General features: G+C 63.4%; 23 protein-coding genes. 16 read left to right on the top strand and 7 right to left on the bottom strand.

What is annotated here, in order from left to right; all coding sequences use genetic code 11:
* Positions 1 to 7: 7 nt before the first annotated feature.
* From AC1Q5A_RS12320 to AC1Q5A_RS12340, 5 genes are all read left to right on the top strand, one after another.
* Positions 8 to 1,300 carry an efflux RND transporter periplasmic adaptor subunit gene (locus AC1Q5A_RS12320; protein WP_027485195.1) on the top strand — a complete coding sequence of 431 codons (1,293 nt, stop codon included), beginning with the start codon at positions 8 to 10 and terminating at the stop codon, positions 1,298 to 1,300.
* A complete protein-coding gene (locus AC1Q5A_RS12325; protein WP_027485196.1) occupies positions 1,297 to 4,473 on the top strand; it encodes an efflux RND transporter permease subunit in 3,177 nt (1,058 codons plus the stop codon). Before AC1Q5A_RS12320 ends, AC1Q5A_RS12325 begins: the two co-directional genes overlap by 4 nt.
* A 3-nt stretch (positions 4,474 to 4,476) precedes the next feature.
* Entirely contained in the window at positions 4,477 to 4,827 is a 351-nt protein-coding gene (locus AC1Q5A_RS12330; protein WP_027485197.1) for a copper-binding protein, read from the top strand.
* Between the two features lie 126 nt (positions 4,828 to 4,953).
* Entirely contained in the window at positions 4,954 to 5,295 is a 342-nt protein-coding gene (locus AC1Q5A_RS12335) for a hypothetical protein (RefSeq protein WP_168149676.1), read from the top strand.
* On the top strand, positions 5,229 to 6,179 hold the full coding sequence (locus AC1Q5A_RS12340) for an MFS transporter (protein WP_231381789.1): 951 nt from the start codon (positions 5,229 to 5,231) through the stop codon (positions 6,177 to 6,179). Before AC1Q5A_RS12335 ends, AC1Q5A_RS12340 begins: the two co-directional genes overlap by 67 nt.
* A 265-nt stretch (positions 6,180 to 6,444) precedes the next feature.
* Here the strand turns inward: AC1Q5A_RS12340 and AC1Q5A_RS12345 are convergent, their stop codons facing one another.
* Positions 6,445 to 6,843, bottom strand: a complete 399-nt coding sequence (locus AC1Q5A_RS12345; protein WP_027485198.1) for a MerR family DNA-binding protein — start codon at positions 6,841 to 6,843, stop codon at positions 6,445 to 6,447.
* Between the two features lie 40 nt (positions 6,844 to 6,883).
* Here AC1Q5A_RS12345 and AC1Q5A_RS12350 point away from each other — a divergent pair, with 40 nt between their 5' ends.
* From AC1Q5A_RS12350 to AC1Q5A_RS12395, 10 genes are all read left to right on the top strand, one after another.
* Positions 6,884 to 7,240, top strand: coding sequence for a mercuric transporter MerT family protein (locus AC1Q5A_RS12350; RefSeq protein ID WP_027485199.1), 357 nt, complete (start codon positions 6,884 to 6,886; stop codon positions 7,238 to 7,240).
* A 10-nt stretch (positions 7,241 to 7,250) separates the two neighbouring features.
* Positions 7,251 to 7,538: a heavy-metal-associated domain-containing protein gene (locus AC1Q5A_RS12355; RefSeq protein WP_027485200.1), complete on the top strand. Its 288-nt coding sequence runs from the start codon at positions 7,251 to 7,253 to the stop codon at positions 7,536 to 7,538.
* On the top strand, positions 7,528 to 7,743 hold the full coding sequence (locus AC1Q5A_RS12360) for a GDCCVxC domain-containing (seleno)protein (RefSeq protein ID WP_027485201.1): 216 nt from the start codon (positions 7,528 to 7,530) through the stop codon (positions 7,741 to 7,743). The genes AC1Q5A_RS12355 and AC1Q5A_RS12360 overlap by 11 nt, the downstream gene beginning before the upstream one ends.
* Before the next feature lie 176 nt (positions 7,744 to 7,919).
* Positions 7,920 to 8,243, top strand: a complete 324-nt coding sequence (locus AC1Q5A_RS12365) for a hypothetical protein (protein ID WP_223250752.1) — start codon at positions 7,920 to 7,922, stop codon at positions 8,241 to 8,243.
* A 212-nt stretch (positions 8,244 to 8,455) separates the two neighbouring features.
* Positions 8,456 to 9,634, top strand: a complete 1,179-nt coding sequence (locus tag AC1Q5A_RS12370; RefSeq protein ID WP_043795569.1) for a TolC family protein — start codon at positions 8,456 to 8,458, stop codon at positions 9,632 to 9,634.
* Between the two features lie 32 nt (positions 9,635 to 9,666).
* Positions 9,667 to 10,728 carry an efflux RND transporter periplasmic adaptor subunit gene (locus tag AC1Q5A_RS12375; protein ID WP_407071447.1) on the top strand — a complete coding sequence of 354 codons (1,062 nt, stop codon included), beginning with the start codon at positions 9,667 to 9,669 and terminating at the stop codon, positions 10,726 to 10,728.
* Positions 10,728 to 13,862, top strand: a complete 3,135-nt coding sequence (locus tag AC1Q5A_RS12380; protein ID WP_063107839.1) for an efflux RND transporter permease subunit — start codon at positions 10,728 to 10,730, stop codon at positions 13,860 to 13,862. The genes AC1Q5A_RS12375 and AC1Q5A_RS12380 overlap by 1 nt, the downstream gene beginning before the upstream one ends.
* The gene (locus AC1Q5A_RS12385; protein ID WP_027485205.1) at positions 13,859 to 14,188 is read left to right on the top strand and encodes a P-II family nitrogen regulator; all 330 of its coding nucleotides are present in this window, start codon (positions 13,859 to 13,861) and stop codon (positions 14,186 to 14,188) included. Before AC1Q5A_RS12380 ends, AC1Q5A_RS12385 begins: the two co-directional genes overlap by 4 nt.
* 133 nt (positions 14,189 to 14,321) lie before the next feature.
* Complete coding sequence (locus AC1Q5A_RS12390; RefSeq protein ID WP_027485206.1) at positions 14,322 to 14,942, top strand: cation efflux transmembrane domain-containing protein; 621 nt, start codon at positions 14,322 to 14,324, stop codon at positions 14,940 to 14,942.
* Positions 14,942 to 15,847, top strand: a complete 906-nt coding sequence (locus tag AC1Q5A_RS12395; RefSeq protein WP_043795557.1) for a cation diffusion facilitator family transporter — start codon at positions 14,942 to 14,944, stop codon at positions 15,845 to 15,847. The genes AC1Q5A_RS12390 and AC1Q5A_RS12395 overlap by 1 nt, the downstream gene beginning before the upstream one ends.
* A gap of 211 nt (positions 15,848 to 16,058) precedes the next feature.
* On the opposite strand, the gene AC1Q5A_RS12400 is transcribed toward AC1Q5A_RS12395, so the two are convergent.
* The 4 genes from AC1Q5A_RS12400 to AC1Q5A_RS12415 all read right to left on the bottom strand — a co-directional run bounded on the left by AC1Q5A_RS12400 (position 16,059) and on the right by AC1Q5A_RS12415 (position 19,919).
* A complete protein-coding gene (locus AC1Q5A_RS12400) occupies positions 16,059 to 16,628 on the bottom strand; it encodes a phosphatase PAP2 family protein (RefSeq protein WP_027485207.1) in 570 nt (189 codons plus the stop codon).
* Positions 16,625 to 17,248 (bottom strand): cation efflux transmembrane domain-containing protein, encoded by a 624-nt coding sequence (locus AC1Q5A_RS12405; protein ID WP_027485208.1) that lies wholly within the window; start codon positions 17,246 to 17,248, stop codon positions 16,625 to 16,627. Before AC1Q5A_RS12405 ends, AC1Q5A_RS12400 begins: the two co-directional genes overlap by 4 nt.
* 12 nt (positions 17,249 to 17,260) lie before the next feature.
* Positions 17,261 to 19,219, bottom strand: a complete 1,959-nt coding sequence (locus AC1Q5A_RS12410) for an FTR1 family protein (RefSeq protein WP_343123777.1) — start codon at positions 19,217 to 19,219, stop codon at positions 17,261 to 17,263.
* A gap of 70 nt (positions 19,220 to 19,289) precedes the next feature.
* Positions 19,290 to 19,919 carry a cation efflux transmembrane domain-containing protein gene (locus AC1Q5A_RS12415; protein WP_027485210.1) on the bottom strand — a complete coding sequence of 210 codons (630 nt, stop codon included), beginning with the start codon at positions 19,917 to 19,919 and terminating at the stop codon, positions 19,290 to 19,292.
* A 65-nt stretch (positions 19,920 to 19,984) separates the two neighbouring features.
* On the opposite strand from AC1Q5A_RS12415, the gene AC1Q5A_RS12420 reads away from it, so the two are divergent.
* Entirely contained in the window at positions 19,985 to 20,371 is a 387-nt protein-coding gene (locus AC1Q5A_RS12420) for a MerR family transcriptional regulator (protein ID WP_027485211.1), read from the top strand.
* A gap of 18 nt (positions 20,372 to 20,389) precedes the next feature.
* Here the strand turns inward: AC1Q5A_RS12420 and tnpC are convergent, their stop codons facing one another.
* Together tnpC and AC1Q5A_RS12430 are read right to left on the bottom strand one after the other, a co-directional pair.
* Positions 20,390 to 20,758 carry a Tn3 family transposase post-transcriptional regulator TnpC gene (gene tnpC / locus AC1Q5A_RS12425; protein WP_068205447.1) on the bottom strand — a complete coding sequence of 123 codons (369 nt, stop codon included), beginning with the start codon at positions 20,756 to 20,758 and terminating at the stop codon, positions 20,390 to 20,392.
* Complete coding sequence (locus AC1Q5A_RS12430; protein WP_063107840.1) at positions 20,739 to 23,759, bottom strand: Tn3 family transposase; 3,021 nt, start codon at positions 23,757 to 23,759, stop codon at positions 20,739 to 20,741. Before AC1Q5A_RS12430 ends, tnpC begins: the two co-directional genes overlap by 20 nt.
* Between the last annotated feature and the right edge of the window lie 143 nt (positions 23,760 to 23,902).

Genomic DNA, 23,902 nt, shown 5'->3' on the forward strand with positions numbered 1-23,902 from the left:
CGCACACTTGAAACCTGCCCTGATGATTTTCGCCGGCGTCTTGCTCGCGGCGGTACTGCTGGTGGTTGGCTATCTCGGCGGTCGCCGGCATGCACCGTCGGCATCGGCGTCGACTGGCAACGCGGCATCAGCAACGGATGCCGGTGAGCGAAAAGTCCTGTACTGGTACGACACGATGGTGCCGCAGCAGCATTTCGACAAGCCGGGCCTGTCGCCGATGGGCATGCAGATGGTGCCCAAGTATGCCGATGATGGTGGACCCAAGGATGTCATCCAAATCGATCCCACCACCGTGCAAAACCTCGGCGTGCGCACGGCACTAGTCGAGCGGCGGGTGCTGGCTTCGGCCATCAGGGTGCCCGGTACGATTACCTGGGACTTGCGCCAGGCCAGCACGATCAGCGCGCGGGTTGATGCGGTAATCAGCAAGCTTGATGTGCGCGCGCCGTATACCGTGGTCGCTGCCGGCGCACCGCTGGCGCAGTTGCTGGCGCCGCAATGGAACAGTGCGTTGGCGGAATATCGCGCGCTGGAGCAGGCGCGGTCCGCCGACGCGCGCGAGCTGCGCTCCGCAGCGCGGCAACGGCTGCAGGTGTTGGGGCTGACAGCGGCGGATATTCAGTCGTCGCGTCATGGCGCGGATGCGGCGATCACACTGCACGCCCCGCAAGCGGGCGTCGTCACGACACTGGATGTGCGTGAAGGCCAGCGCGTCACTGCAGGCCAGACCCTGATGACCTTGAACGGTCTGTCCACCGTGTGGGTCGAGGCGGCACTCCCGCAGGCGGTGGCCGGCACGGTGCGCAGCGGCACGCCGGTGGGGGTCACGGTCGATGCCCTGCCGGGTCGGTCGTTCCACGGCACCGTGGAAACCTTGCTGTCGGACGTGGATGCGGTGACGCGCACCCAGCGCGCCCGCATCGTGCTCGACAATCCCGACGGTGCCTTGAGTCCGGGCATGTTCGCTACCGTGCAACTCAACCCGACTCCGGACGTGGCCGTACCGGTGGTACCGGACGACGCGCTGATCGCGACGGGCACCCACACGCGAGTCATTCTCGCCGAGGGAGATGGCCACTTTCGTGCCGTATCGGTGCGCATCGGGCGGGCGGCCGGCGGCTATACGGAAATTCTCGATGGCCTCGCGGGTGGTGAGAAAGTCGTGGTCTCCGGCCAGTTTCTGATCGATTCCGAAGCGAGCCTGTCCGGTGCGCTGGAGCGTCTGAATGACGCCCCCACCAAACCGGCGCCGGCCACGAGCGTGCCCATGCCGGGCATGCCGATGGGAGACCGACCATGATCGCCGCCCTGATTCGCGCGGCGATTGCGCATCGCGTGTTCGTGCTGTTGGCTGCACTGGCCTTGGCCCTGATGGGCATGTTCTCGGTGACGCGCACGCCGGTCGACGCGCTGCCCGACCTGTCTGACACCCAGGTGATCATCCGCACCAGTTACCCGGGCCAATCGCCGCAGGTGGTCGAGGATCAGGTCACCTATCCATTGGCCACCACCATGCTCTCGGTACCTGGCGCGACGACGGTGCGCGCCTTTTCGTTCTTCGGCGACTCCTACGTCGATGTGTTGTTCGATGACAGCACTGACTTGTACTGGGCACGTTCGCGTGTGCTGGAGTACCTGAGCCAGGCGCGGGATCGCCTGCCGGCCGGAGTCACGCCTGCCCTCGGCCCTGATGCCACGGGACTCGGCTGGATCTACGAATACGCGCTGGTGGATCGTACCGGTCAGCACGATCTTGGCCAGTTGCGTGCGCTACAGGACTGGTTCCTGCGCTATCAGCTCAAAACCGTGCCGAATGTCGCCGAGGTCGCCACTTTGGGCGGCATGGAGCGCGCCTGGCAGATCGTGCCCGATCCGCAGGCGCTGGCGGCGCGCGGCGTCACCGTGGCGCAGCTGGTCGATGCGGTACGCAGCGCGAACGGCGCCAACGGTGGCTCGGTGATCGAACAGGGCGAAGCGGAACTGATGGTACGCAGCGAAGGCTATCTGAAGAGCCGCGCGGACTTCGAGAACGTGCCGATCACCACCAACGCCGGCGGTGTGCCGGTGCTGCTGCGCGATGTGGCGACGGTGCGGCGGGGCCCGACGTTTCGCCGTGGCATTGCCGAGCTGGACGGGCAAGGTGAAGTGGTCGGCGGCATTATCGTGATGCGCACGGGCAAGAACGCGAAGGCCACCATTGCCGCCGTGAAAGCACGGCTAGCGGAACTGCAGCGCAGCCTGCCGGCCGGCGTCGAGATCGTGCCTACCTACGACCGCTCGCAGCTGATCGACGCCGCGGTGGAGAACCTGTGGAGCAAGTTGTTCGAAGAATTCCTGGTGGTGACGCTGGTCTGCGTGTTGTTTCTGGGGCACCTGCGCTCGGCGCTGGTGGCCGTGATCACGCTGCCGCTGGGCGTGTTGGTCGCCTTCATTGCACTGCATCTGCAAGGCGTCACGGCGAACCTGATGTCGCTCAGCGGTATCGCCATTGCGATCGGCGCGATGGTGGATGCGGCGATCGTGATGATCGAGAACGCGCACAAACATCTGGAACATTGGCGTGACGCGAACGACGGACGTGAACCGCAAGGTGCGCAGCGGTGGTCGCTGATTGCCGAGGCCGCCGCCGAGGTGGGGCCCGCGTTGTTCGTCAGCCTGTTGATCATCGCGCTGTCGTTCGTGCCGGTCTTCGCGCTGCAGGGGCAAGAAGGCAAGCTGTTCAAGCCGCTGGCCTTCACCAAGACCTACGCGATGGCGGCAGCGGCTGGGCTGGCGGTGACGCTGGTGCCGGTGCTGATGGGTTATTTGATCCGCGGGCGCATCCGTGCCGAGCGCGACAATCCGCTCAACCGGGGTTTGATCCATGGCTATCGGCCTCTCCTCGAAGCCGTGCTGCGCTATCCGAAAGCAACCCTGGTGCTGGCCGGTGTGCTGCTGCTCACCGCGGTCATTCCGATGACCAAGCTCGGCAGCGAGTTCATGCCCGCGATGGACGAAGGCACATTGCTGTACATGCCCACTGCACTGCCGGGGCTGTCCGCCGGCAAGGCCTCGCAGTTGCTGCAGTTGACCGATCGCATGATCAAGACCGTGCCCGAGGTTGATCATGTGTTTGGCAAGGCCGGGCGCGCCGAAACGGCCACCGATCCGGCGCCGCTGGAAATGTTCGAGACCGCGATCACCTTCAAGCCGAAGGACCAGTGGCGGCCCGGCATGACGATGGACAAGATCAAGGCGGAACTGGACAAGGCGGTGCACGTGCCGGGGCTGACCAACCTGTTCGTGCCGCCGATCCGCAACCGCATCGACATGCTCTCCACCGGCATCAAGAGCCCAATCGGCATCAAGGTGCTGGGTACCGACCTGGCTACGCTGCAGACTGTGGCCGATCGGATCGAGACGGTGGCGAAGACCGTGCCCGGTGTCAGCTCAGCGATTGCCGAGCGCCCGACCAGCGGCCGCTACGTCGACGTGCACATCCGCCGTGATGTCGCCGCGCGCTACGGGTTGACCCAGGAGCGCGTGCAGCAACTGATCGCAACCGTGGTCGGTGGCGATCCAATCGGTCAGACCGTCGAAGGGCGCGAACGTTATCCCATCGTGGTGCGCTACCCGCGTGCCGAGCGCGATTCCATTGGAGCGCTGCGGCAGTTGCCGATCGTCGCAGCCAACGGTGCGCAGATTACACTTGGCCAGATCGCTGACATTGCCGTTGAAGCAGGACCGTCCATGCTGAAAAGCGAGGGCGGGCAGCTGGCCACGTATGTCTACGTCGATACGGCCGGCAGCGATTTGGGCACGGTGGTGGCCAACCTGCAACGCGCGGTGGCGCAGCAAGTCAAATTGCCGCCGGGTACGACCGTGGCGTGGTCCGGTCAGTTCGAATACCTGGCCAGTGCCATGGAAAGACTCAAGGTGGTGGTGCCGATTGCGCTGGTGATCATTTTTCTATTGATCTATGCCGTTTTCCGACGCGTGAGCGAAGCGGCGCTGATCATGGCCAGCGTGCCGCTGGCACTGGTCGGCGGTCTGTGGTTGATCTGGTTGCTTGGTCATGCGGTGTCGGTGGCCACGATCATCGGCTTCATCGCGCTGGCCGGAGTCGCCGCTGAATTCGGCGTGGTGATGCTGCTGTATCTGCACCATGCCTGGGAGCACCAACTTGCGCTCGATCCCCACGCCGGCCCAGAAGCGCTGGACGAAGCGATTCGCGAGGGTGCCGTGCAGCGCGTGCGCCCGAAGGCAATGACTGTCGCGGTCATTCTCGCCGGTCTGTTTCCCATCCTGCTCGGCCATGGCGCCGGCTCGGAAGTGATGCAGCGCATAGCCGCCCCGATGATCGGCGGCATGGTCACGGCACCCTTGCTATCCATGCTCGTTATACCCGCGGCGTACCGCCTGCTGGTTCGTTATCGGCTGCGTAAAGCCAGCAAGACAAACGCCACACTTCACTCCAACCCACAAGGAAACTGACCCATGAAAAAGCCATGCATTACCCTCGCGATCACCGCTGCGCTGTTCACGGCTCCGGTGTTTGCCAACCCTCAGCAGATGGATCCCAACATGCCGGGCATGGCTGGGATGCATGAAGCCACACCCGCCGATGTGCAGGGCGTGGGCGTGGTCAAGGCGGTCGACACCACCAAGGGCACCCTCACGCTGCAGCATGAGGCGATTGCCGCCATCGGCTGGCCGGCCATGACGATGCCGTTCAAGGTGGCTTCGCCGGAGCTGCTGACGCACGTGAAGGTGGGCGATAAGGTGCAATTCACCTTCCATCAGGCCAGCACGGGTAGCACGGTGACGGCGATCCGTCCGGCACGTTGACAGACCACGTCGCCGGCTGGCCCCAACTGTCGAGGGTCAGCCGGCGGTCGTGAAAGCAGTACCGCCACGCACGTTATGCGTGCGCCTGGCGGTGTTTGTTGTGGTTGTCATTTTTGGAGAACGACCATGAAATCGTTTACTGCTTGTCTCAGCCTCCCGCTGCTGCTCGCGGGCCTTACCATTGGCCGCATCGCGTACGCGACCGATTCCTACACTGATGGCTGGGTTGGCCATGTGGATGGCCCGCGTTTGGATGTCTGTTATCGAGTCACGCCACTGCCAGCGGTTGGTGCGCGACTGGAGGTCCTGCGGACATCCTTCGTGGTTCCAAACAAAGGGCAGCCCCGCCAACAGTTCGCGGTGGCGGGGTATGCCACGGTAACGTCGATCATCGACGCGCATTGCGTACGTGCCGAGCTGACCCAGGGCACGGCGAAGCGGACCGATCACGCGCGGCGCGCGGACTGAGCGGACGCGACGACAAGGCCGCCAAGGCATGCTCCGCGACGGCCCAAAGCGGCATCGGCAGCCTGTATCCGTACGAACAACGTGGACGGCCCCTCGGCTGGCTGTTCGGAGCAATGGCCGGTGGCATGGCTTTCGGCTCGACTTTCGGTGCCGTGCTGGAGCCTCTGCTTGGTTGGCGCGGCCTCTTTGTTTTGGTCGCCTTGGCCGCCGTGGGTGTGTTCGTGGTGCTGCTGCTCCGCCGTTCACTTATTTCGTCGAGGAGGAAGGCTGTTCCCGAGACGATGGGAGAGCTATTCCTCGGATATCGCGATCTCATCGGCACTCCGCGGGGGCAGCGCACTTATGGCTATGTTTTCGTCAATTCGATTTTTCACTCTGGCGTCTTCACGTGGCTCGGTGTCTATTTCGAGCAGCGTTACGGTCTTGGCCCGGTAGGGATTGGTGTAGCCCTGCTCGGCTACGGGATTCCTGGTTTCTTGTTCGGCCCGCTGATCGGCCGGGCCGCCGACCGCTGGGGGCGCGCCAGGTTGTTGCCCATCGGGCTTGGGTTGGGTGCCCTAGGTGCAGCTACCCTGATTTTCAACGGTCCCCTGATACTCGCGATTGTGGCCGTGACCGTCCTTTCTCTCGGCTACGACATGACGCAGCCCCTCTTCGGGGGCATCGTCACCGCGCTTGGAGGAAAGCGCCCGGGACAGGCGATGGGCTTGAACGTCTTCGCACTATTCGCTGGATTCGGCGTGGGTAGCCTCCTGTTCGGCGAGGCGCTTCGGCTTGGGTTCGGGATGGCGCTTGGCATCTTCGTCATGGTTCAAGCGCTGGCGACCGCGCTGTCCATCGGATGGTTCAGCGCGGAGGTTCCAGTCAACAGAGTCAACAGCTAGCCCGCCAGCGCAAAACCCACGGATATGGATCGAATACATATCCTTGATCACTGGTCTGTTGGCGGGGCCGCGTCGCTTAAACGGCTGCTCCAGCGGGGGAGTAGAGATTGGGAAGCCACGGTTCGGTGCCATCTGGCTCGTAACAGAGTGCCAAGATACTTTCTTCTTCGCTTTTCTATTCCTCATCGGCCCACTGGCACGTGTCCGAAGTTTCATTTCAGAGGTTCGCACCACGCCGTACGCAGACGTCACAGGCCGATAAGCGCTACGTCTGATGCAAAAAATTCAAGGTCGGGCAATGCTCCCCACGCGGCGCATGCGCGCAGTCGTCGGCGAGCTGCATAAGTTCCGTTTCCAGCCGCTTCAGATCCTCCAGCTTGCGGCGCACATCGAGGAGTTTGTGTTCGGTCATTCGACGCGTCTGCTCGCAGGCTCGTTTGCCCTTGAGGTGGAGAAGTCCGGCAATCTCGTCCAGCGTGAAACCCATGGTCTTGGCGCGTCGAATGAACTGAAGACGCGCCAGATCCTGGTGTTCATAGCGACGCACACCGCCCAACGGGCGCTCGGGCTCACGCAGCAGGCCCACCCGCTGGTAGTAGCGCACGGTCTCGATGTGGACGTCGGCGGCCAGGGCCAGCCGGCCGATGGTGAGGGCGGAAGTCATGCTTGACTCCGTAGTTGGGTACGGAAGTTAGTATGCGCTCATGAATACGTTACCAGCCAAATCGTCGCTACCCGCCGTGATCGTCGCGCTGCTCGCGGCGATCGGGGCATCCGTGTGTTGCGTGGTACCGCTGGTGCTGGTGTTGCTGGGCATCAGCGGGGCGTGGATCGCCTATCTCACGGCGCTCGATCCCTGGCGTCCATGGTTCATCGCGGCCACTTTGCTTAGCCTTGGTCTCGCGTTCTGGACGCTGTATGGGCCATGGTCGCGTTGCCGCACCGAGGGCACCTGCGTCGAGCCGACGGTCTTGCGGCGGCGGCGGTTTTGGCTGTGGACAGCCACCGTGCTGACCGTGCCGTTGTTGCTGTTTCCCTATTTCATTGGCTGGTTTTTGTAGGAGACGAACGATGCGTCAGTGGCTATTCGTAATGGTCGCCATCTTGGGGCTGGGCATGGCTCATGCGGCAACACCCACCACGGCCGTGCTGCATGCGGCGAACATGACGTGCCCGAGCTGCAGTGTGACGATCAAGAAAGCCTTGAGCCGCATAGCGGGTGTCACGAGCTCGAAGGTCGATCTCAAGGCCGAGACTGTCACTGTGACGTTCGATGCCGATCGCACGACGGAGTCGACACTGGCGCGCACGGTTACCGAGGCGGGTTTTCCGGCTACGGCGCAAAACCATGGCGGTTGAGCCCATCCTGCAGAGCACGCTGACGTGCCCGCATTGCGACCATCAGGCCACCGAGACCATGCCGACCGACGCCTGCCAGTTCTTCTACGACTGTGAGGGCTGCGGCGAATTGCTCCGGCCCAAGGCGGGCGACTGCTGCGTGTTCTGCTCGTACGGCAGCGTGCCGTGTCCGCCGATCCAGCAACAGAAGTCGTGCTGCGGGTAGACCATCCTTCATAGGGGTCAAACGGTGCCGGTAGGGGGTTGTCTGAATTCATCACGACCGGCGCCCAAGTGAAATTGTCTAACAGCGTGGCTGTCGTATAGGATCATGGGATGTATCGGTCTGCGCCATCACTGCTGACTCGCCTGCGCCGCCACCGCGGATTGTGGGTGTTGGCCGTGGCCGTGTTGCTGATCAAACTGGTCAGCGGATCGATCTGCGTGGCCGATGGACCGGGAGCGCGATTCGCGTCGGCGACCGCTGCTGCCCCGACCACCCTGTTGGCGGACACCGCCGTCAGTTCGGTATCGGCTGACGATGCGAACTCCTGTCTTCTGGGTGAAGGGCGCAGTTGCCACTGTGCCTGTGCCCATTCGGTGACGTTCCCCGTCAGCGCATCGCTTCCCATCGCCATGATGGAAGCACGCTTCGCACCGCTCACCCTCCATTCGGGATTCACGCCGGCCACGACCGGCTCGCTGCTGCGCCCTCCGATCGCCTGAAACCGCTCCGTTACGCGACGCCACCGCCGGTGCAGTTCGTCGCTTCGTGACCGTTTTCAGGAGATCGCTTCATGTCTGTTTTTCGTTCGGTGCCCATCGGCGCCGTGTGTCTGTTGTACGCGGCGATGCTCAGTGCCGCGCCCGTATCCCCTTTCTCCCCACCGGTAGCTCCCCTGCCGACATCGTTGTCGACGTCGCCCTTGCAGGATGCGGTGCGCCGTATCTGGCAAGCCAGTCCCGAGGTGCAGGCCGCGCGCGCGGATCTGGATGCTGCCCAGGCCCGTGCGCGTGCCGCTGCGCAGCCGCTGTACAACCCCTCGCTGTCGCTTGATGCGGAGAATGCCGACGCCAATCGGCGCACGGCCGGCATCAGCCTGCCGCTGGATCTGTCCGGCAAACGCCGCGCTCGCGCCAGCCAGGGCGAGGCCGACCTGCTGGCGGCCGAAGCTGGCTACAACCTGCTGCGTCGCGATGTGGCCACCCGCTGGCTGAAAGCCTGGTCGACGGCCGCACTCGCAGCCCGACAGAGCGAACTGGGGCAACGCCGCCTGGCGCTGATGAAGCGCTTCGATGACTTGGCCGCACAGCGGTTGAAGGTGGGCGACATCAGCAGTCCGGAACGCGACTTGGCCGGCTTGGCGCTCGGTGAGGCGCAGGTGCAACAAGCCACACTCGCGGGCAATGAAGCGGCAGCTCGTGCGGCGTTGCTGGCCATCAGTGGCGATCAACTGACCGCGTTGCCACCGTTGCCCAACGGTATGTCACCGGCGGCGGGCAGTGTTACGCCGTTGCCCGTCGATGAACTGCCCGAACTGCGCCAGGCCCGCGCCCAGCAAGCGAGTGCCGAGGCCGGGGTGCAAGTCGCCCGCCGGGCACGTATCCCCGATCCCACGCTGAGCTTGACCGGCGGACAGGTACGCAGCGGGCCGCGCACCGATCAGGTGATCGGTCTGAGCGTGTCCATTCCGTTGCCGGTGCTCAACACCGGACGTGCCGAAGTGGATGCCGCCCGTGCGGAAGCCGATGCAGCGGCGGCCGGTGTGCGCTCACGCCAGTTTGTGCTGCGCGCCGGACTGCAGGAAGCGCAAGCCCGTTACGCCGCCTTGCGCAGTGCGACCGAAGCCTTTCGCAGCGGCCGGGCCGCTGCATTCGAGGATCGCACCGCGTTGCTGGAGAAGCTCTGGCGTGCCGGCGAAATCAGCACGTCCGATTACCTCGTGCAGCTCAAACAGAGCCTGGACACCGCGCTGTCCGGCCAGGAACTGGAAAGCCAAACCTGGCAGACCTGGTTCGACTACCTCACCGCTGCGGGCCGTCTGACCGACTGGCTCGATGGCCGCACTCAGGACGGTCCTACTCAGGACGGCCTTAATCAGGATATCCCCCGATGAATCTCTCTCTTTTGAAACGCAGCCTGCTGGGCATGGCGCTGCTGGCCGCGTTGGCCGGCCCTGTCATGGCGCAGGAACCCGCACCCGCCAATCCGCTCGCGCTGGATGCCAAGGCGATCAAGGACGCCGGCATCGTGCTCGACAAGGCCGCCACGCGCGCCCTGACCGATGAACTGAAAGCCCCCGGCGAAGTGAAAGCCGATGCGTATTCCACCGTGCTGGTGTCGCCGCGCGTCGAATCGCAGGTGCTGGCCCGCAAGGCCAAGCTCGGCGACGTGGTGAAAACCGGTGCGCCGTTGGTGGTGCTCTCCAGCGTGCAGGTCGCCGAGACGCAAGGCGCGTTGATCGTGGCCGAACAGGACTGGCAACGGATCGCGTCGCTGGGACCGCAGGCGGTGTCGGCACGACGCTACAACGAAGCGAAGGTGCAGCGCGATCAGGCGCGTGCCAAGCTGCGTGCCTACGGGCTATCCGACGGCCAGATCCGCGGCATGCTGCGCGCGGGTTCCGCCAAGGCGGATGGCAGCTATGCATTGCTGGCGCCGACCGCCGGGCGCATCGCCAGTGACGAGTTCCTCATCGGCGAACGCGTCGAGCCCGGCCGTACCCTGTTTACCTTGGTCAACGACGACGCGGTCTGGGTCGAGGCGCAACTCGCGCCGGGCGATGCGGCCCGCGCGCAACCCGGCATGGACGCGCGCGTGCTGGCGCACGACCAGACGCTGACGGGGAAGGTCATCCTGAGTTCGTCGCAGACGAACGAACGCACCCGCACCGTGCCGGTGCGCATCGAAGTTGCCAACCCGAACAACCTCCTGCGCCCGGGCGAATTGGTCGAAGCGCGCATCGCGGTCGGTGAGGCGGTGCCGAAGCTGGCGGTACCGGCCGAAGCGATCGTGTTGCTGCAAAACCAGCCGACCGTGTTCCTGGCCAAAGGCAACGGCACGTTCGAGCCGGCGCCGGTGATGGTCGGCGACACCCGTGATGGCTGGACGATGGTCACCCAGGGCCTCAAGGCCGGCGACACCTACGTGCGCAAGGGCGCCTTCGCCTTGAAGGCCCGTTTGCTGCGCTCGCAGTTGGGAGAAGAATGATGCTGGAACGTCTGGTTGAATTCTCCCTGCGCTACAAGGTGCTGGTGCTGATCGTTTTCGTGGTGATCGGCTTCCTTGGTTTTCAGGCGGTGCGTCAGCTGCCCATCGATGCCTTCCCGGACGTCACACCGGTGCAGGTCAATGTGTACACCGAAGCCTCGGGACTTGCGGCAGAGGACGTGGAACAACTGCTGACCACGCCGGTGGAGTCGGCACTGGCCGGCCTGCCCAAGGTGGAACAGATCCGCTCGGTCAGCCTGTTCGGCTTGTCCTACGTGTCGGTGTACTTCGACGACAGCATGGACATCTACTTCGCCCGTCAGCTGGTCAACGAACGGCTGCAGCAGGTCGGCGATCGCTTGCCGGCGGGTTACGGCAAACCGGCGATGGGACCGAACACCTCCGGCCTCGGCCAGGTGTTCTGGTACACCGTCGAGCGAGCCGACAACAAGCTCAAGGGTGCTACCGCCAGCACCGCGCCGAACGACATGGACCTGCGCACCCTGCAGGACTGGACCATCCGCCTGATCCTGCGCACCGCCCCCGGCGTCGACGACGTCACCTCCTGGGGCGGCCAGGAAAAGCAGTTCCAGGTACGCATCGACCCGATGAAGCTGATCGCGCACAAGCTCGGCTTCAAGGACGTGATCGAGGCGCTGCAGGCCAACAACGCCCAGGTCGGCGGCAACTTCGTCGATGTGGGCCGCGAGCAGTACCTGGTGCGTGGACTGGGCCTGATCCAGAACGCGAAGGATCTGGGCAACATCGTGCTCAAGACCGAGGACGGTACCCCGGTCTACGTGCGTGATGTGGCCACGATCACCGAAGCGGGCGCACCGCGCACCGGTGCGGTGACCCGCGATGGCAAGGAAGTGGTGATGGGCCAGGCGCTTGCCCGCATCGGCGAGAACGCCAAGAGCGTGGTCGATGCGGTGAAAGCCAAGCTCGACACGGTGAAGCAGGCGCTGCCGCCCGGCGTCGTGGTCAAGCCAGTGTACGAACGCACCGAGTTGGTCAATGCGGCCGTGGAAACCGCCGTGCGTGCCTTGATCGAAGGTTCGATCCTGGTCGCGATCATCCTGTTCCTGTTCCTGGGCGAGTTCCGCAGCGCCATCGTGGTGGTGGTGGCGCTCCCGCTGGCCATGCTGATCGCCTTCATCTGCATGAATCAGGTCGGCCTCTCGGCCAACCTGATGTCGCTGGCGGGCCTGGCGATCGGCATCGGCATGATGGTGGACGGCGCGGTGGTGATGGTGGAGAACGCCTACCGCATCATGGCCGAGCGCAAGGCGCATGGGCTCCCGGTGGATCGCACCGCCGCGGTGCTGGCGGCTGCCCGCGAGGTGGCCAATCCGATGGCGTTTGCGATCCTGATCATCATCGTGGTGTTCCTGCCGCTGTTCAGTTTGCAAGGACTGGAAGGCAAGATGTTCAAGCCGATGGCGTTCAACATCAGCTTCGCGATGGCGGGATCGCTGATTCTCGCCTTGACGTTGATCCCGGTACTCGCCGCGCTGGTGCTGAAACCGAAGGAAGAGAAGGACACCTGGTTGGTGGCGTTCCTGAAACGCCATTACGCCACGGTGCTCGCCTGGGCGTTGGCACGTCGCAAACTGGTGTTGGGCATCGCCGCCGGTGCCTTGCTCGGCAGCCTCGCGCTGTTCCCGTTCCTCGGCAAGGAGTTCATGCCCAACCTGAAGGAAGGCGCCATCATGTGGCGGATCACCTCGATCCCGTCGGCATCGCTCGACGAGTCGATCGCCATCTCCAAACAGGTGTCGACGCTGATCAAACAGAAGTTTCCGGAAGTGGAAACCACGCTGGCAATGATCGGTCGCGCCGAGAAAGGCGAGACAGCCGACGTGAATTACATGGAGGTGTACACCCCGCTGAAGCCTAAGGATCAATGGCGCAAGGGCGAGACGCTGGAGAGCATCGAGGAGGCCATGCAGAAAGAACTGTCGGCGGCCTTGCCCACCGCGGTGGTGAGTTACACCCAGCCGATCCAGATGCGTATCGAGGAACTGATCTCCGGTGTGCGCGCCACGTTGGCGCTGAAGATCTACGGCGATGATCTGGGCGAGCTGGATCGCCTGAGCGGCCGCATCAAAAACGCGCTGGCCGGGGTGCCCGGCGTGGCCGATCTCGCGCTGGAGGCAAACATCGGCAAGCCACAGATCCGCATCAAGGTGGATCGCGATGCACTGGCCCGCTATGGCTTGAACGCCGACGACGTGTTGACCGTGGTGAAGAACGGCATCGGTGGCGAACCGGTGACGACCCTGCTCGATGGCGTGAAACGCTTCGACATCGCGGTGCGGCTGGACGATGCGGACAAGGCGTCCTTGCCGGCGATCCAGCGCATCCCGATCCGCACGGCCAGTGGCGCGCTGGTGCAGTTGTCGCAAGTGGCCGAGGTCAGTGATGCGGAAGGCTATTCGTTCATCCGTCGGGAACAGCTGCAGCGTTATGCGGTGATCCAAATGGACGTGCGTGGTCGCGACATCGACGGCTTCGTCAAGGAGGCCAATGCCGCCATCGCGCAGCAGGTGAAGCTGCCGACCGGCTACTACAGCGAATGGGGCGGCGCATTCGAGAACCAGCAGCGGGCGTTGAAGCGGTTGTCGCTGATCGTGCCGGCGACGATTTTCTTCATCTTCGTCTTGCTCTACACCGCGTTCAACTCGGTAAAGCACGCCACGCTGATCCTGGCCAACGTGCCGTTCGCCACTATTGGCGGCATCGTCGGGCTGGCGATTACCGGGCAGTACCTGTCGGTGCCCTCGGCGATCGGCTTCATCGCGGTGTTCGGCGTGGCGATGTTGAACGGCATCGTGTTGGTGAGTTTCTTGAACGAGCAACGTGAGAAAGGCTTGCCCGTGCGCGAGGCGGTGATCCGCGGCACCGCGCTACGCATGCGCCCGGTGATGATGACCGCCAGCGTGGCGATCCTGGGCCTGGTGCCGATGCTGTTGTCCAGCGGCGTCGGTGCCGAAACCCAGCGTCCGCTCGCCACCGTGGTGGTGGGCGGGCTGATCACCTCGACGTTGCTGACGCTGGTGCTGCTGCCGGTGCTCTACGACTGGATCGAAGAACGCGCCGCCCGGCGCCTCGCCAAGGAGAACACCCCATGAAAGAAGTAAAGGCATTCATCCATCGCGGCCGCGTGGTCGACGTCATCCATGCCCTGGAGGACGGTGGGTTCCGCTATCTCTCGGTGAGCGACGTCAAAGGGTTGTTGACCGCGCTCAGTGCCCAGGAACAGATCTATTCGATGGAACTGGGCGAACGGGTGACCAAGCAGATCAAGCTCGAAGTGTTTTGCGAGGACGACCAAGCCGAACGGGCCGTGCAGCTGATCCGTTTGCACGGACGCACCGGCCAGAGTGTTGCGGGCTGGGTCTACCAGAGCACGGTGGATCGGGCGTGGCCGATCGACGGGCGTGTGGATAACGACTAATCGGGGCAGCGGGAGTACTCACGTCGCTGCATCGGTGTCATTTCATAACACGGCGGCGGCCGCGTAGAGTGGTCGCCGCCATGAGGGATTCCAATACCTGAAGCATGCATCCAATCCATCGGGTTACCGGCTCATGTCTGATACGTGTTGTGCCACCACCATCGATATTGCCGCGTTGCAGGCGCGGCAGCGTCGGGTGTTGATGATCGTTCTGGCGATCAACCTCGCTACTTTCACGATGATGCTGGCCGCGGCGATCTACAGCGGTTCGTCGTCGCTGCTGTCCGGCGGGTTGGACAATCTTGGGGATGCGCTCACCTACCTCTTGAGCCTTGCGGTTGTTGGTGCCAGTGACCGCGCGAAGGCCCGGGTGGCGCTGTTCAAGGGCGCACTGATTCTTGGTGCGGCGCTTGCAGTCGCCATCCAGATTGGCTGGCGTCTCCTGCATCCTGGCGTGCCGATCTTCGAGGCGATCGGTATCGCCGCCTTGCTGAACCTGGTCGCCAATGCCGCATGCCTGCGCCTGCTGCTGCCTTACCGCAAAGGCGACGTCAACATGGCCTCGGCCTGGGAATGCTCGCGCAATGACGTGTTCGAAGGTGTCGCCGTGCTGGCAGCGGCCGCCGGCGTCGGCTTCTTCGGCGCCGGCTGGCCCGATCTGCTGGTTGCGTCGGCGTTGTTGTTGATGTTTCTGCGCTCGGCATGGCGGGTGTTCCGCATGGCGTGGCGAAGCTACGTGAGTGGAGACAACTGATGAATGCCGGGCACGATCATGTGGGTACGGAGATCAGGCACGAGACGCCGCTGTGGTGGGCACTCGGCCTGACCAGTATGTTTCTTGTCGCCGAGATCATCGGCGGTCTGCTTACCAACAGCTTGGCCTTGTTGTCGGACGCGGCACACATGGCGACCGATGTGATCGCGCTGACGATCTCGCTGACCGCCGTGCGCCTGGCACGACGTCCCCCCGATGCGAAACGCACCTATGGTTACGCGCGCATGGAAGCCATCGGCGCACTCGTCAATGGTGGCTTGCTGTTCCTCGTCGCCGGCTACATCTTGTGGGAGGCGGTGCGGCGTTTCAGCGAACCGCCGTCGGTGGCCTCCACCGGCATGCTGGTGATCGCGGTGCTCGGGCTGGTGATCAACCTCATCTCGATGCGATTGCTCAAGGCCGGCAGCGGTGAAAACCTCAACGTGAAAGGCGCCTATCTGGAAGTTTGGGCCGACATGATCGGTTCGGTCGGCGTAATCATCGGCGCGTTGATCATCAAGTTCACCGGCTTTTACATTGCCGATCCAATCATCGCCGTGTTGATTGGTCTGTGGGTGCTGCCGCGGACATGGACATTGCTGCGAGAGGCCGGGAATGTCCTGATGGAGGGGACGCCTCGTGGCGTCGATACTGAACGGGTCCGCGCCGAAATGCTGGCCACTCCGGGCGTGGCTGCGCTGCACGATGTGCACGTATGGGCGCTCAGCAGCACGCGTTCGGCGATGGCGGCGCATGTGATCATGGATGGCGACGCATCAGACGCAGAAGCGCTGCGGCTCCGGCTGGCGCAGATGCTGGAGGCGCGCTTTGACATCCATCACGTGACGCTGCAGGTCGAAACAACGTCGTGCGGGCTGGGGTGCGAGGAGCCGCAAAAGGTTTGACCTCACACAGTCGCTTTGCCAAACCGCGAGCCCGGTGCCGCTTCCACGCGATGACTCCCCGTCGGCGTGGCGTGGCTGCGACGGGAACCGTCGTCCTGTCTCAAGCCTGCGCACGTCATTGTGCGTGCGATGCCGATGAACCTGGGCGATCGCGTGCGCCGCTGGCGACGCTGGCCACGGTGGAAGGCCGACAGTATGCGCGGCTACGTGGTCACCGCCGTTGGACGGCGTGGGGCTGGCTCGCAACCCCAGCCCAGCCACTCAGCATGGCCAGCCCACCTATCGCGAGGGCTCCCAGCATATCGCCGGGATAATGCACGCCCAGGTAGATGCGTGCCCATGCCATGAGCAGACCAAGCAGTGCGATCCCGATGCCCCAAACTCGGCTGCGTTGATTCAGCAACAGTATGCCGGCGACGACCCACTGCACGGTCAGGTGGTCGCTGGGAAAGCTGCCGGTCGCCGCATGGGAGACCCATGCTTGGCCGACACCGGCCACGAAGGGGCGCGCTCGATCCCAGACAGCGCCGATGACCAGATTCAGGAGTAGTGCCACGGCAGCGACACCCACCGCTTTCAGGGCGATCGAGCGCATCGACCACCGAGGAAACATCAGCATCGTCCCAAGGAGAGCAGCGGTCAGGATCAACGGCCCATCGGCCAGACCGCGCGCCAGATGCAGCATCGCGGGCGACGGCGGTGTAGACGGATGGATGGCGTGGAACAGTCGAAGGTCAACGGCATACACCACCGGGCCAAGCCCCAATGCCGGAGCGGTCATGGTTTGACGATCGATTCGCTGGCGGCAACCCGCGCTTCCTTCGCTTCGCGCAGAATGCCCAGCGCCTCCTTCAGTACATAGCAGGCGATGGCCGTACCGATCACCAGATCAGGCACCGCGCTGTGCCATAGAAGCACCAGCACACCGGAGACGATGACCGCCAAGTTCGCGAGGACATCGACCCGGGTAAATAGCCAAGTCGCTCGCAAATGCACCTCACCATGACGAAAGCGTTCCAGCAAGCGCAGCACCGTGGTGTTGACGACGAGAGCCACCAAGGCGATGCCCGTCATCCATAAGCCCTCGGGGTGGCTTCCCATCACAAGGCGCCACACGACACCGAGCAAGACGCCTAGCCCCAGCACCAAAAGCAGTGTTCCGCTCAGTTGTGCCGCCGAGGCCTTGAAGCTCGCGCTGCGCGCCCACGCCAGCAGGGCGATGCCGTAGGCACTCGCATCGGCCAGCATATCCAGCGAGTCGGCGATCAATCCCATCGACTGGGCGATCAGCCCCGCGACGATGCCGACCACGAACATCGTGGCATTGAGCCCCAAGGCGACGCGCAGAATTCGGCGTTCCGCTTCATTGGTCGCTTGCACGTGGCAGCCGCAGTCGCTCATGTCTTGTCGCCTTCAGTCTGCATCGGGGAGCACTTCCCGAGTCGTTGGAGGTGACGGGAGTCGTTGACGGCCACGACGGATATTGAACACGAATCCGACAGCCAGCAGCACCAAAATCGCCAACTGGGCCAACAAGGATTGCCAGGTCGGATAGATGCCCAGCAATTCGATATGCGGCACTGGCGCCACGCTCACCGCGACCCAGCCGGCCTCCTGCAGGGCGGCGATACCTTTGCCAGTCAGCGCGATGGCGAGCACGGCGATCAGCGCCGAACTGGCGGAGAAGAATGTGCCGATCGGCAGCCGCCGGCTGGTGCGCAGCAGCACCCAGGCGATTAGCCCCAGCACCGCGGCACCGGCGGCGATGCCGCTGAGCAGCCACACTTCCTGGCCGTCGTTCCACAACGCAGCGTAGAACAGGATGCTCTCGAACACCTCGCGGTACACCGAGATGAAGGCCAGTCCGAACAGGAACCACGCCGAACGTCGGTTGAGCGCGGCCGCCATCTTTTCCTTTAGATACGCCTGCCAGCGACCACCGATGCTCTTCTGGTGCATCCACAGACCGACCCCGAGCAACACGAACGCCGCAAACAGCGACGACAGTCCCTCGGTCAATTCACGACCGGCACCGCTGATGGAGATCGCATAGCTGGCGATCGCCCAGGTGATGCCACCGGCCACGAGCGCAAGGATCCAGCCCGCATGCACGTAGCGCAGCGCTTCGGGTCGCGCGGCCTTGCGTAGAAAAGCGAGCAGTGCGACCACGACCAGCAGGGCTTCCAGACCCTCGCGAACCAGGATGGTGAAGGCACCCAAGAAGATGGCGGCCGCATCGCTCGCCGCATCGGCGGTGACTTCCTGTGCGCGTACCAACAGACCATCAATGGCATCGGCCTGTTTCACCACCGACTCCACGGGAGTGTTACCCGACAATGCGCTGCGATAGGCACCCATCGACGTTTCGAGCTGGGCGCGCAGCGCGCTGTCACGTGCATTGAGTTGCGGTTCGACCGGTTCCACGCCATCGAGGTAGGCGGATAGCGCCAGCTGGGTGGCTTGCGTCTTCGCACCAGCACGGTAAGCCGTCAGGCTCGCCGCCAGTCGCGCCCGTGCCAGGGGGATGCCGGCCAAGGCCTGCTGCTGGATGACGTCAGGGTGAGCTCGCAAGTAACCCACGATCGTCCGAGCACGCTCTGCACCAAGAGTAGGTGTCAGCTGCGCAACACGCGCACGCGACAGCTCCTTCAGATCCGCGATCTGCGCTCGCGCGGCAGTGTCGTGTTGCCAGGTATCGGCACCGGCGACCGCTTCCTTGGCGTAAGCCAGCGAACCCACGTAGTACGCCAGCGCCCAGCGGTCATCGGAAGAGAGTTGCTGCGCGTAGCTCGCCATCGGCGTGCCTGCCACGCCCTGGCTGATCACCTCATACAACGACAGCGCGCTGCGTTGATCGGCCCGCGTCTGATCGGTGAAGTTCACCGGTCGGGGCGATAGCAGCAGGCCAGCGGGCCCGTCACCGTGTCCGGTGGCGCCATGACAAGCGGCGCACTGGTTTTGATAGAGCGTTGCCCCGCGCGCCAGATCGGGAGCGCGTTCCGGTGCGGTCGGCACCGGGTACGCCTGCAGCAACGCATCGGCCAGTGCATGCGCCTGCGTCGCCACCTGCGCGGGTGTCGCCTTGGCCTCGACCGAGGCCACCAACGTATCGGCTTGTTGCAATAGTGCCGGTGTGGCGACGGTCGGTGGCAACGCGGCGATACGCGATCGCGCTGTCGCCGTGAACTCCCGCATCTCGGCGTACTCGGACGTGCTGATCACAGCGCCATCCTTCACCGCGCCCGCGTAATCGGTCGCCAGGTAGTCGAGCATCTGCCAGGTCTGCGGGACGGCGGAAGGGATGTCCTCGGCCTGTGCCGGCAGCGCGCCTATGCCCCACACCAGAAGGGCGGCCACGGCGACGTGGTGCAAGATATTGCGAATGCGTGTCGTTATCATTGTTGAAGTATAGCCAGAGAGGGATTCGGTGGCAGCATGGCGTTCACTGGACGTGCGAGGGGTGCAAACGAAACTGCGGCCACGCGGATCTCAGGACCTCGACACCGGTTCGCGCGAAAAGCAACGCCAGCAAGGCGCCAAAAGCCAGATCGAGCCATGTCCAGCCGCTCCAGGCCATGAGTGCCGTGGTCAGCAAAACGCCGGCATTGCCGATGACGTCATTGCGCGAGCACAGCCAGACCGAGCGCATGTTGATGTCGTGCGAACGAAATCGGGTCAGCAACGCGAGGCAGGTGAGATTGGCGATGAGCGCGACACCGGCGGCGATCGCCATCACACCCGTCAAGGGCTCGGCACCCGTCACCAGCTTGCGGCCGACTTCGGCGATCACGATCCCCGCGAACAGCAGCTGGATGCCGCCTTTCACCAGAGCGGACCCCGCCCGCCACCGCAGGGCCTGTCCCACGGCCCAGAGACTGAGCGCATACACCAACGCATCGCCGAGACTGTCCAGGGAGTCTCCCTGCAGCGCGGTCGAATCAGCCCAAAGCCCCGCGCCGAATTCGCCCACGAAGATCGCCACGTTGATGAATAAGACCGTCCATAACACGCGACGCTGGGCCGCAGAGCGAGCCAACGCTTGACCGGTTGATTCACAGTCGCAACATGCCATCACTTGAACTCTTATGCGGTGTGCGGCGTAGACTAAAGTCCGTAGCTACTACGGAGTCAACCACCGTGCGCATTAGCGATCTGGCGAAAGCCACCGGCTGTCATCTGGAAACCGTACGCTACTACGAGCGCATCGGGTTGCTGCCGCCGCCGGAGCGGTCGACTGCGGGATACCGCAACTATCGCGATAGCGACGTCGAGCGTTTGCAGTTCATTGTGCGCAGCCGCGCGCTGGGTTTTAGCCTCGAAGAAATCCGTAGCCTACTCACGCTTGCCTCACGCACGGAACTGTCGTGCAAGCAGGTCGATGGCGTGGCACGAACGCATCTGGCACAGGTGGAAGCCAAGCAGCGCGAATTGGCGGCGCTGGCCGCCGAGCTGCGGGGCATGATCGAAACGTGCCATCACGACACGCGAGCAACCTGCACCATCTTGCAATCGCTGGCAGGGTAGATGGTCTGCATTCCTCCATTAGCCATCGTCAGGGGTCAGCGTCAGAAGTGGCCGTATCCGTTGTCGGATGGTCAGGAGCAAGGCGCTCATGCTCTCCAGCTCGGCCTCAATGTCTGCCGCCAACTCGGTGATGGTTTCATCGACGCTCGTCGCGGATAAGGCTCCCCCGTTGATCAGGGTGTGCGCCATCCCATGCAACCGGAGAAGATCGGCGCGTAATTCGTCCGGATCGACCAGGACCGCGCGAACGGTGTCGAGATCATCGACCGCACGCAACAGGTGAGTCGTATCAAAGGTCGCGCGCAATTTTTGAAGTCCTATGACGTCGACACCCCCGCGGGGCGACGCGGCGTCGATCCGCCCCGTGCTATTCGATCGCTGGGTCATTCGCTTGCTCCGTTGCTAGGGTCGTCGCCCGCGCGGCTTTGGCGGCATCCTTGAACAGGCGGTCACGAATCCACGGTTCGGGCGGTCGCTTCAAGTCAAGGCGATAGTCACCAAACCGTTTGACGCCGCCGGTCAGATAGGGTGAGAAAAAGGCCACGTCGTGTCCCGACACCGCGAGACCTTCATCAGCAAGCTTTTGAAGGGCGCGCATCATGTCCACGGTGTTCTGCAAGATCACGGCCGAGGCGATCAGATCGTTATACCGAAGACGCTTCTGTTGCTCGTCTGGATCGTTCTCGGCGATCACGTCGCCGCCGAACGAAAAGAACTTCGCGAAGCCGTTGTACGACTCGATCTTATTGGTCTCGGCCGTGACCTCTTGGCGCAAGGGCAAACTACCGATCCAGTTCAACAAAAAGACGGTGCGGTGGGCGCGCCCGAGCTCCTGCGCCGCCAGAAAAAGGCGGTTGCGTTGGCTGCTCGCACCGAGCCGGCGCAGAAGCATCGGGGAGGCGATCCTGCCCGCCTGGATCGAGATAGCAATCTGCAGGAGATCCTTCCAGTGGGTCTCGATCAACGTCCAGTCGATTGCGCCATGAAAGAGCGAGTCGATGTGCTTGTAGTGGGTCTGCTTGTCGGCACGGAAGAAATCGAGATCCTTCCAGTTGCGTATCCGCGGCAACAGATTGATACCGAGCAGGTACGTGAACGCAAACACGGTGGCCGACTGGCCCTGCGTGTCCGAGTACACGGTGTCGGGTTCGACCGACAGCTTGGCTTGCATCAGGCCTTCGATGACGTAGACGGCCTCCCAGATACCCGGCGGGATAAAGTGCCGAAAGGTCGCGATGTAGTTATTCGCGACATGACGATAGGCCACCGCACCCATCTTGCGGTACCGAAAGTGATAGCCCGCCAACAAGTTCTGATCGTAGAAGTCATATTGCGTGCCATCGGCCGCGACGCTCTTGCCGTCACCCCAGAGCCGCGGAAGATCGAGGCGCAGATAGAGCTCAGCCAGTTCGCGAGTGGCGGCTTCGAGCTTTTCGACGGTGACGTGCCGGCGGTTGACCCGCGAAATCATATGCGGGCTGACCTCGCCGACGAAATGGCGCGCGGCTTGGTTGGGCCCCAGGTTGCACCCCATAGCGAAGACCGTTTGCAGATAACGCTCGGTGGCCTGTTTGATCTTCGGCTCGTGCCCCGATATCGGGCCAAAATGCCGCGTGAAGTGCGTCCAGTGCTCGATGTTGGCCAGAATATCCAGGAGGTTCCGCGTGGGGAGTTCACGGCCGAGTGCACTCTGCAGGGCAATCACCGACGCCGGGATATCCCGCGCCTGGACGCGACGCAGCACCGGCTCGCCATCGGCACCGATCGCCACATCTCCCTTGAGTTCGGGAAACGCGGCGTCGATGCGTGCCGCCGTGTCGGTCAACCGTTGTTTCAGCTCGCTGACGCATGCCGCCGCTGAGGGTGGAATATCGACCTTGGCGCAAAAATCGGCGAGGCGCGCTTCGCACTCCGCCCATGGCAGCAAGTGCTCTCGGACGTCGGCGAAGGCCTCCGATCCCACCACACAGGTATCACCGGATTTGAGCTCGCTGGCCAGGTGCGAGAAAACACACATTTCGAGGTAGCGACGATTGACGGACGGGCCATCGTCAGAGCGCATGATGAGCTTGCGCCACCGTTCCGAGCAAAATTGCAGATTCACCGCGTCGGAAACCCATTCGGCTTTGCGACCTTCGTTGGCCAGCACGATGGCCAACGCTTCCATGAGCGATTGGTTCTGCGTCGACGAGACGAAATCAAGCGTGCGCGCAAGCCGCATCAACACTGCACGATGACTGCTGAAGAAACGCCAGAGCAATGGCAGGTGATTGCTACCGCCCGATAGACGAATCGCCGCACAGTCTTCGCGTAACCCCTCCAAATTGCCGTCCGGCGTCAGCAGTGCGCGGATGCGACGTCCGGCAGCAGGGTCTTCCTTTTCCTCCGCGAGGATCGCCAGGACATCGTCCAGTTTCGCGACGAGCTGTTCGGCCATCGCACGTTGGTGCATCTGAATCGCGGTGAGTTCTTCCTTGGCGCGTTTGTGCAGCGTACTCACGCGGCGAATGAACATTTCCGCGAGATCGTCGCGTGCGCGAACCCGCATGCGGTGAATCAGTGCGAGCATCAGGGCGTATCGCCGGCTAGGTACTGTGCGTTTGAGGTCATCCGCATCGAGCAAAGCGGCTTGGTGGGCGAGGTGCCGGATCTTGTTCACGGGGGCATCGCGGAGTGAATCATCCACGTCGCCCAGTGTCTTCAGCCACGCCAACTGATCGAGAACGGCTTCGAGGTGCTTTTTGGTCGCCCGCTTGGGGATGGCCTTGATCGCCTGGAAAGCCGACTGCCGCTGGGCGAAGTCGGTGGCCAACAGACTGTCCAAAAAATCCCGACGTTCGGTCGTCAGACCCGCGCTGACGCTGTCATACAGGCGCTCTTGCGCAGTCACGGCCGCGGCTTCGGCGATCCTGTCCAGCGTGGAGAACGCCGGCAGCTCGTACCGGCGATAGATCAGCTCTTCGATCGTTGCATTGATGACGTCAACACGCTGGTCCATGACTTCGGACGCTTCATACGCTGCACGCACGGCAATGCGTTGTGCTTCCTTGCCGTAGTAGCGTTGGATGTCGAGATAGGTACGGACGGCCGCGAAATGCCGATAGAGGGTCTTGGAGCCCCGATAGTCAGCCGCCGTGGCTGGCTTCAGGTTCAACACCGTCCGAATGTGGCCGATGATCTCAGCCGGCACGCTCTCCAAGGCAAGAAAGTAATGCAACTGCTGAAACGTCTTGAGCAGCACGATCAAGCCCAAGCGGCCCGCATCGCTACGAGCAAAGCCCGAAGCCCATTCCACTTCGTCCGCATCGGGGGTGTAATACCGGAGCAGGTCGCGTGTCGTGATCACACGAGGAAACCGCGGGTACGCGGTGCGCTCAAGATTCGCCATGGCCACCATCCGAGAGAGAGGGTGGCTTTGAGCTTAACGAACGATGGTGACCAAGACCAACCGCGAACACGATTTTGTTGCAGTGTCACACAGTTGCAGCACGCTATGACCCAATTTTACCCGTATCCGGGCACGACCCCTGG

This window comes from Rhodanobacter sp. GW835-FHT13D09 (assembly GCF_058793995.1).

Coding starts and splice junctions, on each gene's coding strand:
- AC1Q5A_RS12345 (WP_027485198.1), bottom strand. CDS start 6,843: ATGACTTCCGCCCTCACCATCGGCCGGCTGGCCCTGGCCGCCGACGTC.
- AC1Q5A_RS12355 (WP_027485200.1), top strand. CDS start 7,251: ATGCGTCAGTGGCTATTCGTAATGGTCGCCATCTTGGGGCTGGGCATG.
- AC1Q5A_RS12330 (WP_027485197.1), top strand. CDS start 4,477: ATGAAAAAGCCATGCATTACCCTCGCGATCACCGCTGCGCTGTTCACG.
- AC1Q5A_RS12405 (WP_027485208.1), bottom strand. CDS start 17,248: ATGAGCGACTGCGGCTGCCACGTGCAAGCGACCAATGAAGCGGAACGC.
- AC1Q5A_RS12430 (WP_063107840.1), bottom strand. CDS start 23,759: ATGGCGAATCTTGAGCGCACCGCGTACCCGCGGTTTCCTCGTGTGATC.
- AC1Q5A_RS12385 (WP_027485205.1), top strand. CDS start 13,859: ATGAAAGAAGTAAAGGCATTCATCCATCGCGGCCGCGTGGTCGACGTC.
- tnpC (WP_068205447.1), bottom strand. CDS start 20,758: ATGACCCAGCGATCGAATAGCACGGGGCGGATCGACGCCGCGTCGCCC.
- AC1Q5A_RS12335 (WP_168149676.1), top strand. CDS start 4,954: ATGAAATCGTTTACTGCTTGTCTCAGCCTCCCGCTGCTGCTCGCGGGC.
- AC1Q5A_RS12400 (WP_027485207.1), bottom strand. CDS start 16,628: ATGACCGCTCCGGCATTGGGGCTTGGCCCGGTGGTGTATGCCGTTGAC.
- AC1Q5A_RS12375 (WP_407071447.1), top strand. CDS start 9,667: ATGGCGCTGCTGGCCGCGTTGGCCGGCCCTGTCATGGCGCAGGAACCC.
- AC1Q5A_RS12415 (WP_027485210.1), bottom strand. CDS start 19,919: ATGGCATGTTGCGACTGTGAATCAACCGGTCAAGCGTTGGCTCGCTCT.
- AC1Q5A_RS12390 (WP_027485206.1), top strand. CDS start 14,322: ATGTCTGATACGTGTTGTGCCACCACCATCGATATTGCCGCGTTGCAG.
- AC1Q5A_RS12395 (WP_043795557.1), top strand. CDS start 14,942: ATGAATGCCGGGCACGATCATGTGGGTACGGAGATCAGGCACGAGACG.
- AC1Q5A_RS12325 (WP_027485196.1), top strand. CDS start 1,297: ATGATCGCCGCCCTGATTCGCGCGGCGATTGCGCATCGCGTGTTCGTG.
- AC1Q5A_RS12350 (WP_027485199.1), top strand. CDS start 6,884: ATGAATACGTTACCAGCCAAATCGTCGCTACCCGCCGTGATCGTCGCG.
- AC1Q5A_RS12360 (WP_027485201.1), top strand. CDS start 7,528: ATGGCGGTTGAGCCCATCCTGCAGAGCACGCTGACGTGCCCGCATTGC.
- AC1Q5A_RS12380 (WP_063107839.1), top strand. CDS start 10,728: ATGCTGGAACGTCTGGTTGAATTCTCCCTGCGCTACAAGGTGCTGGTG.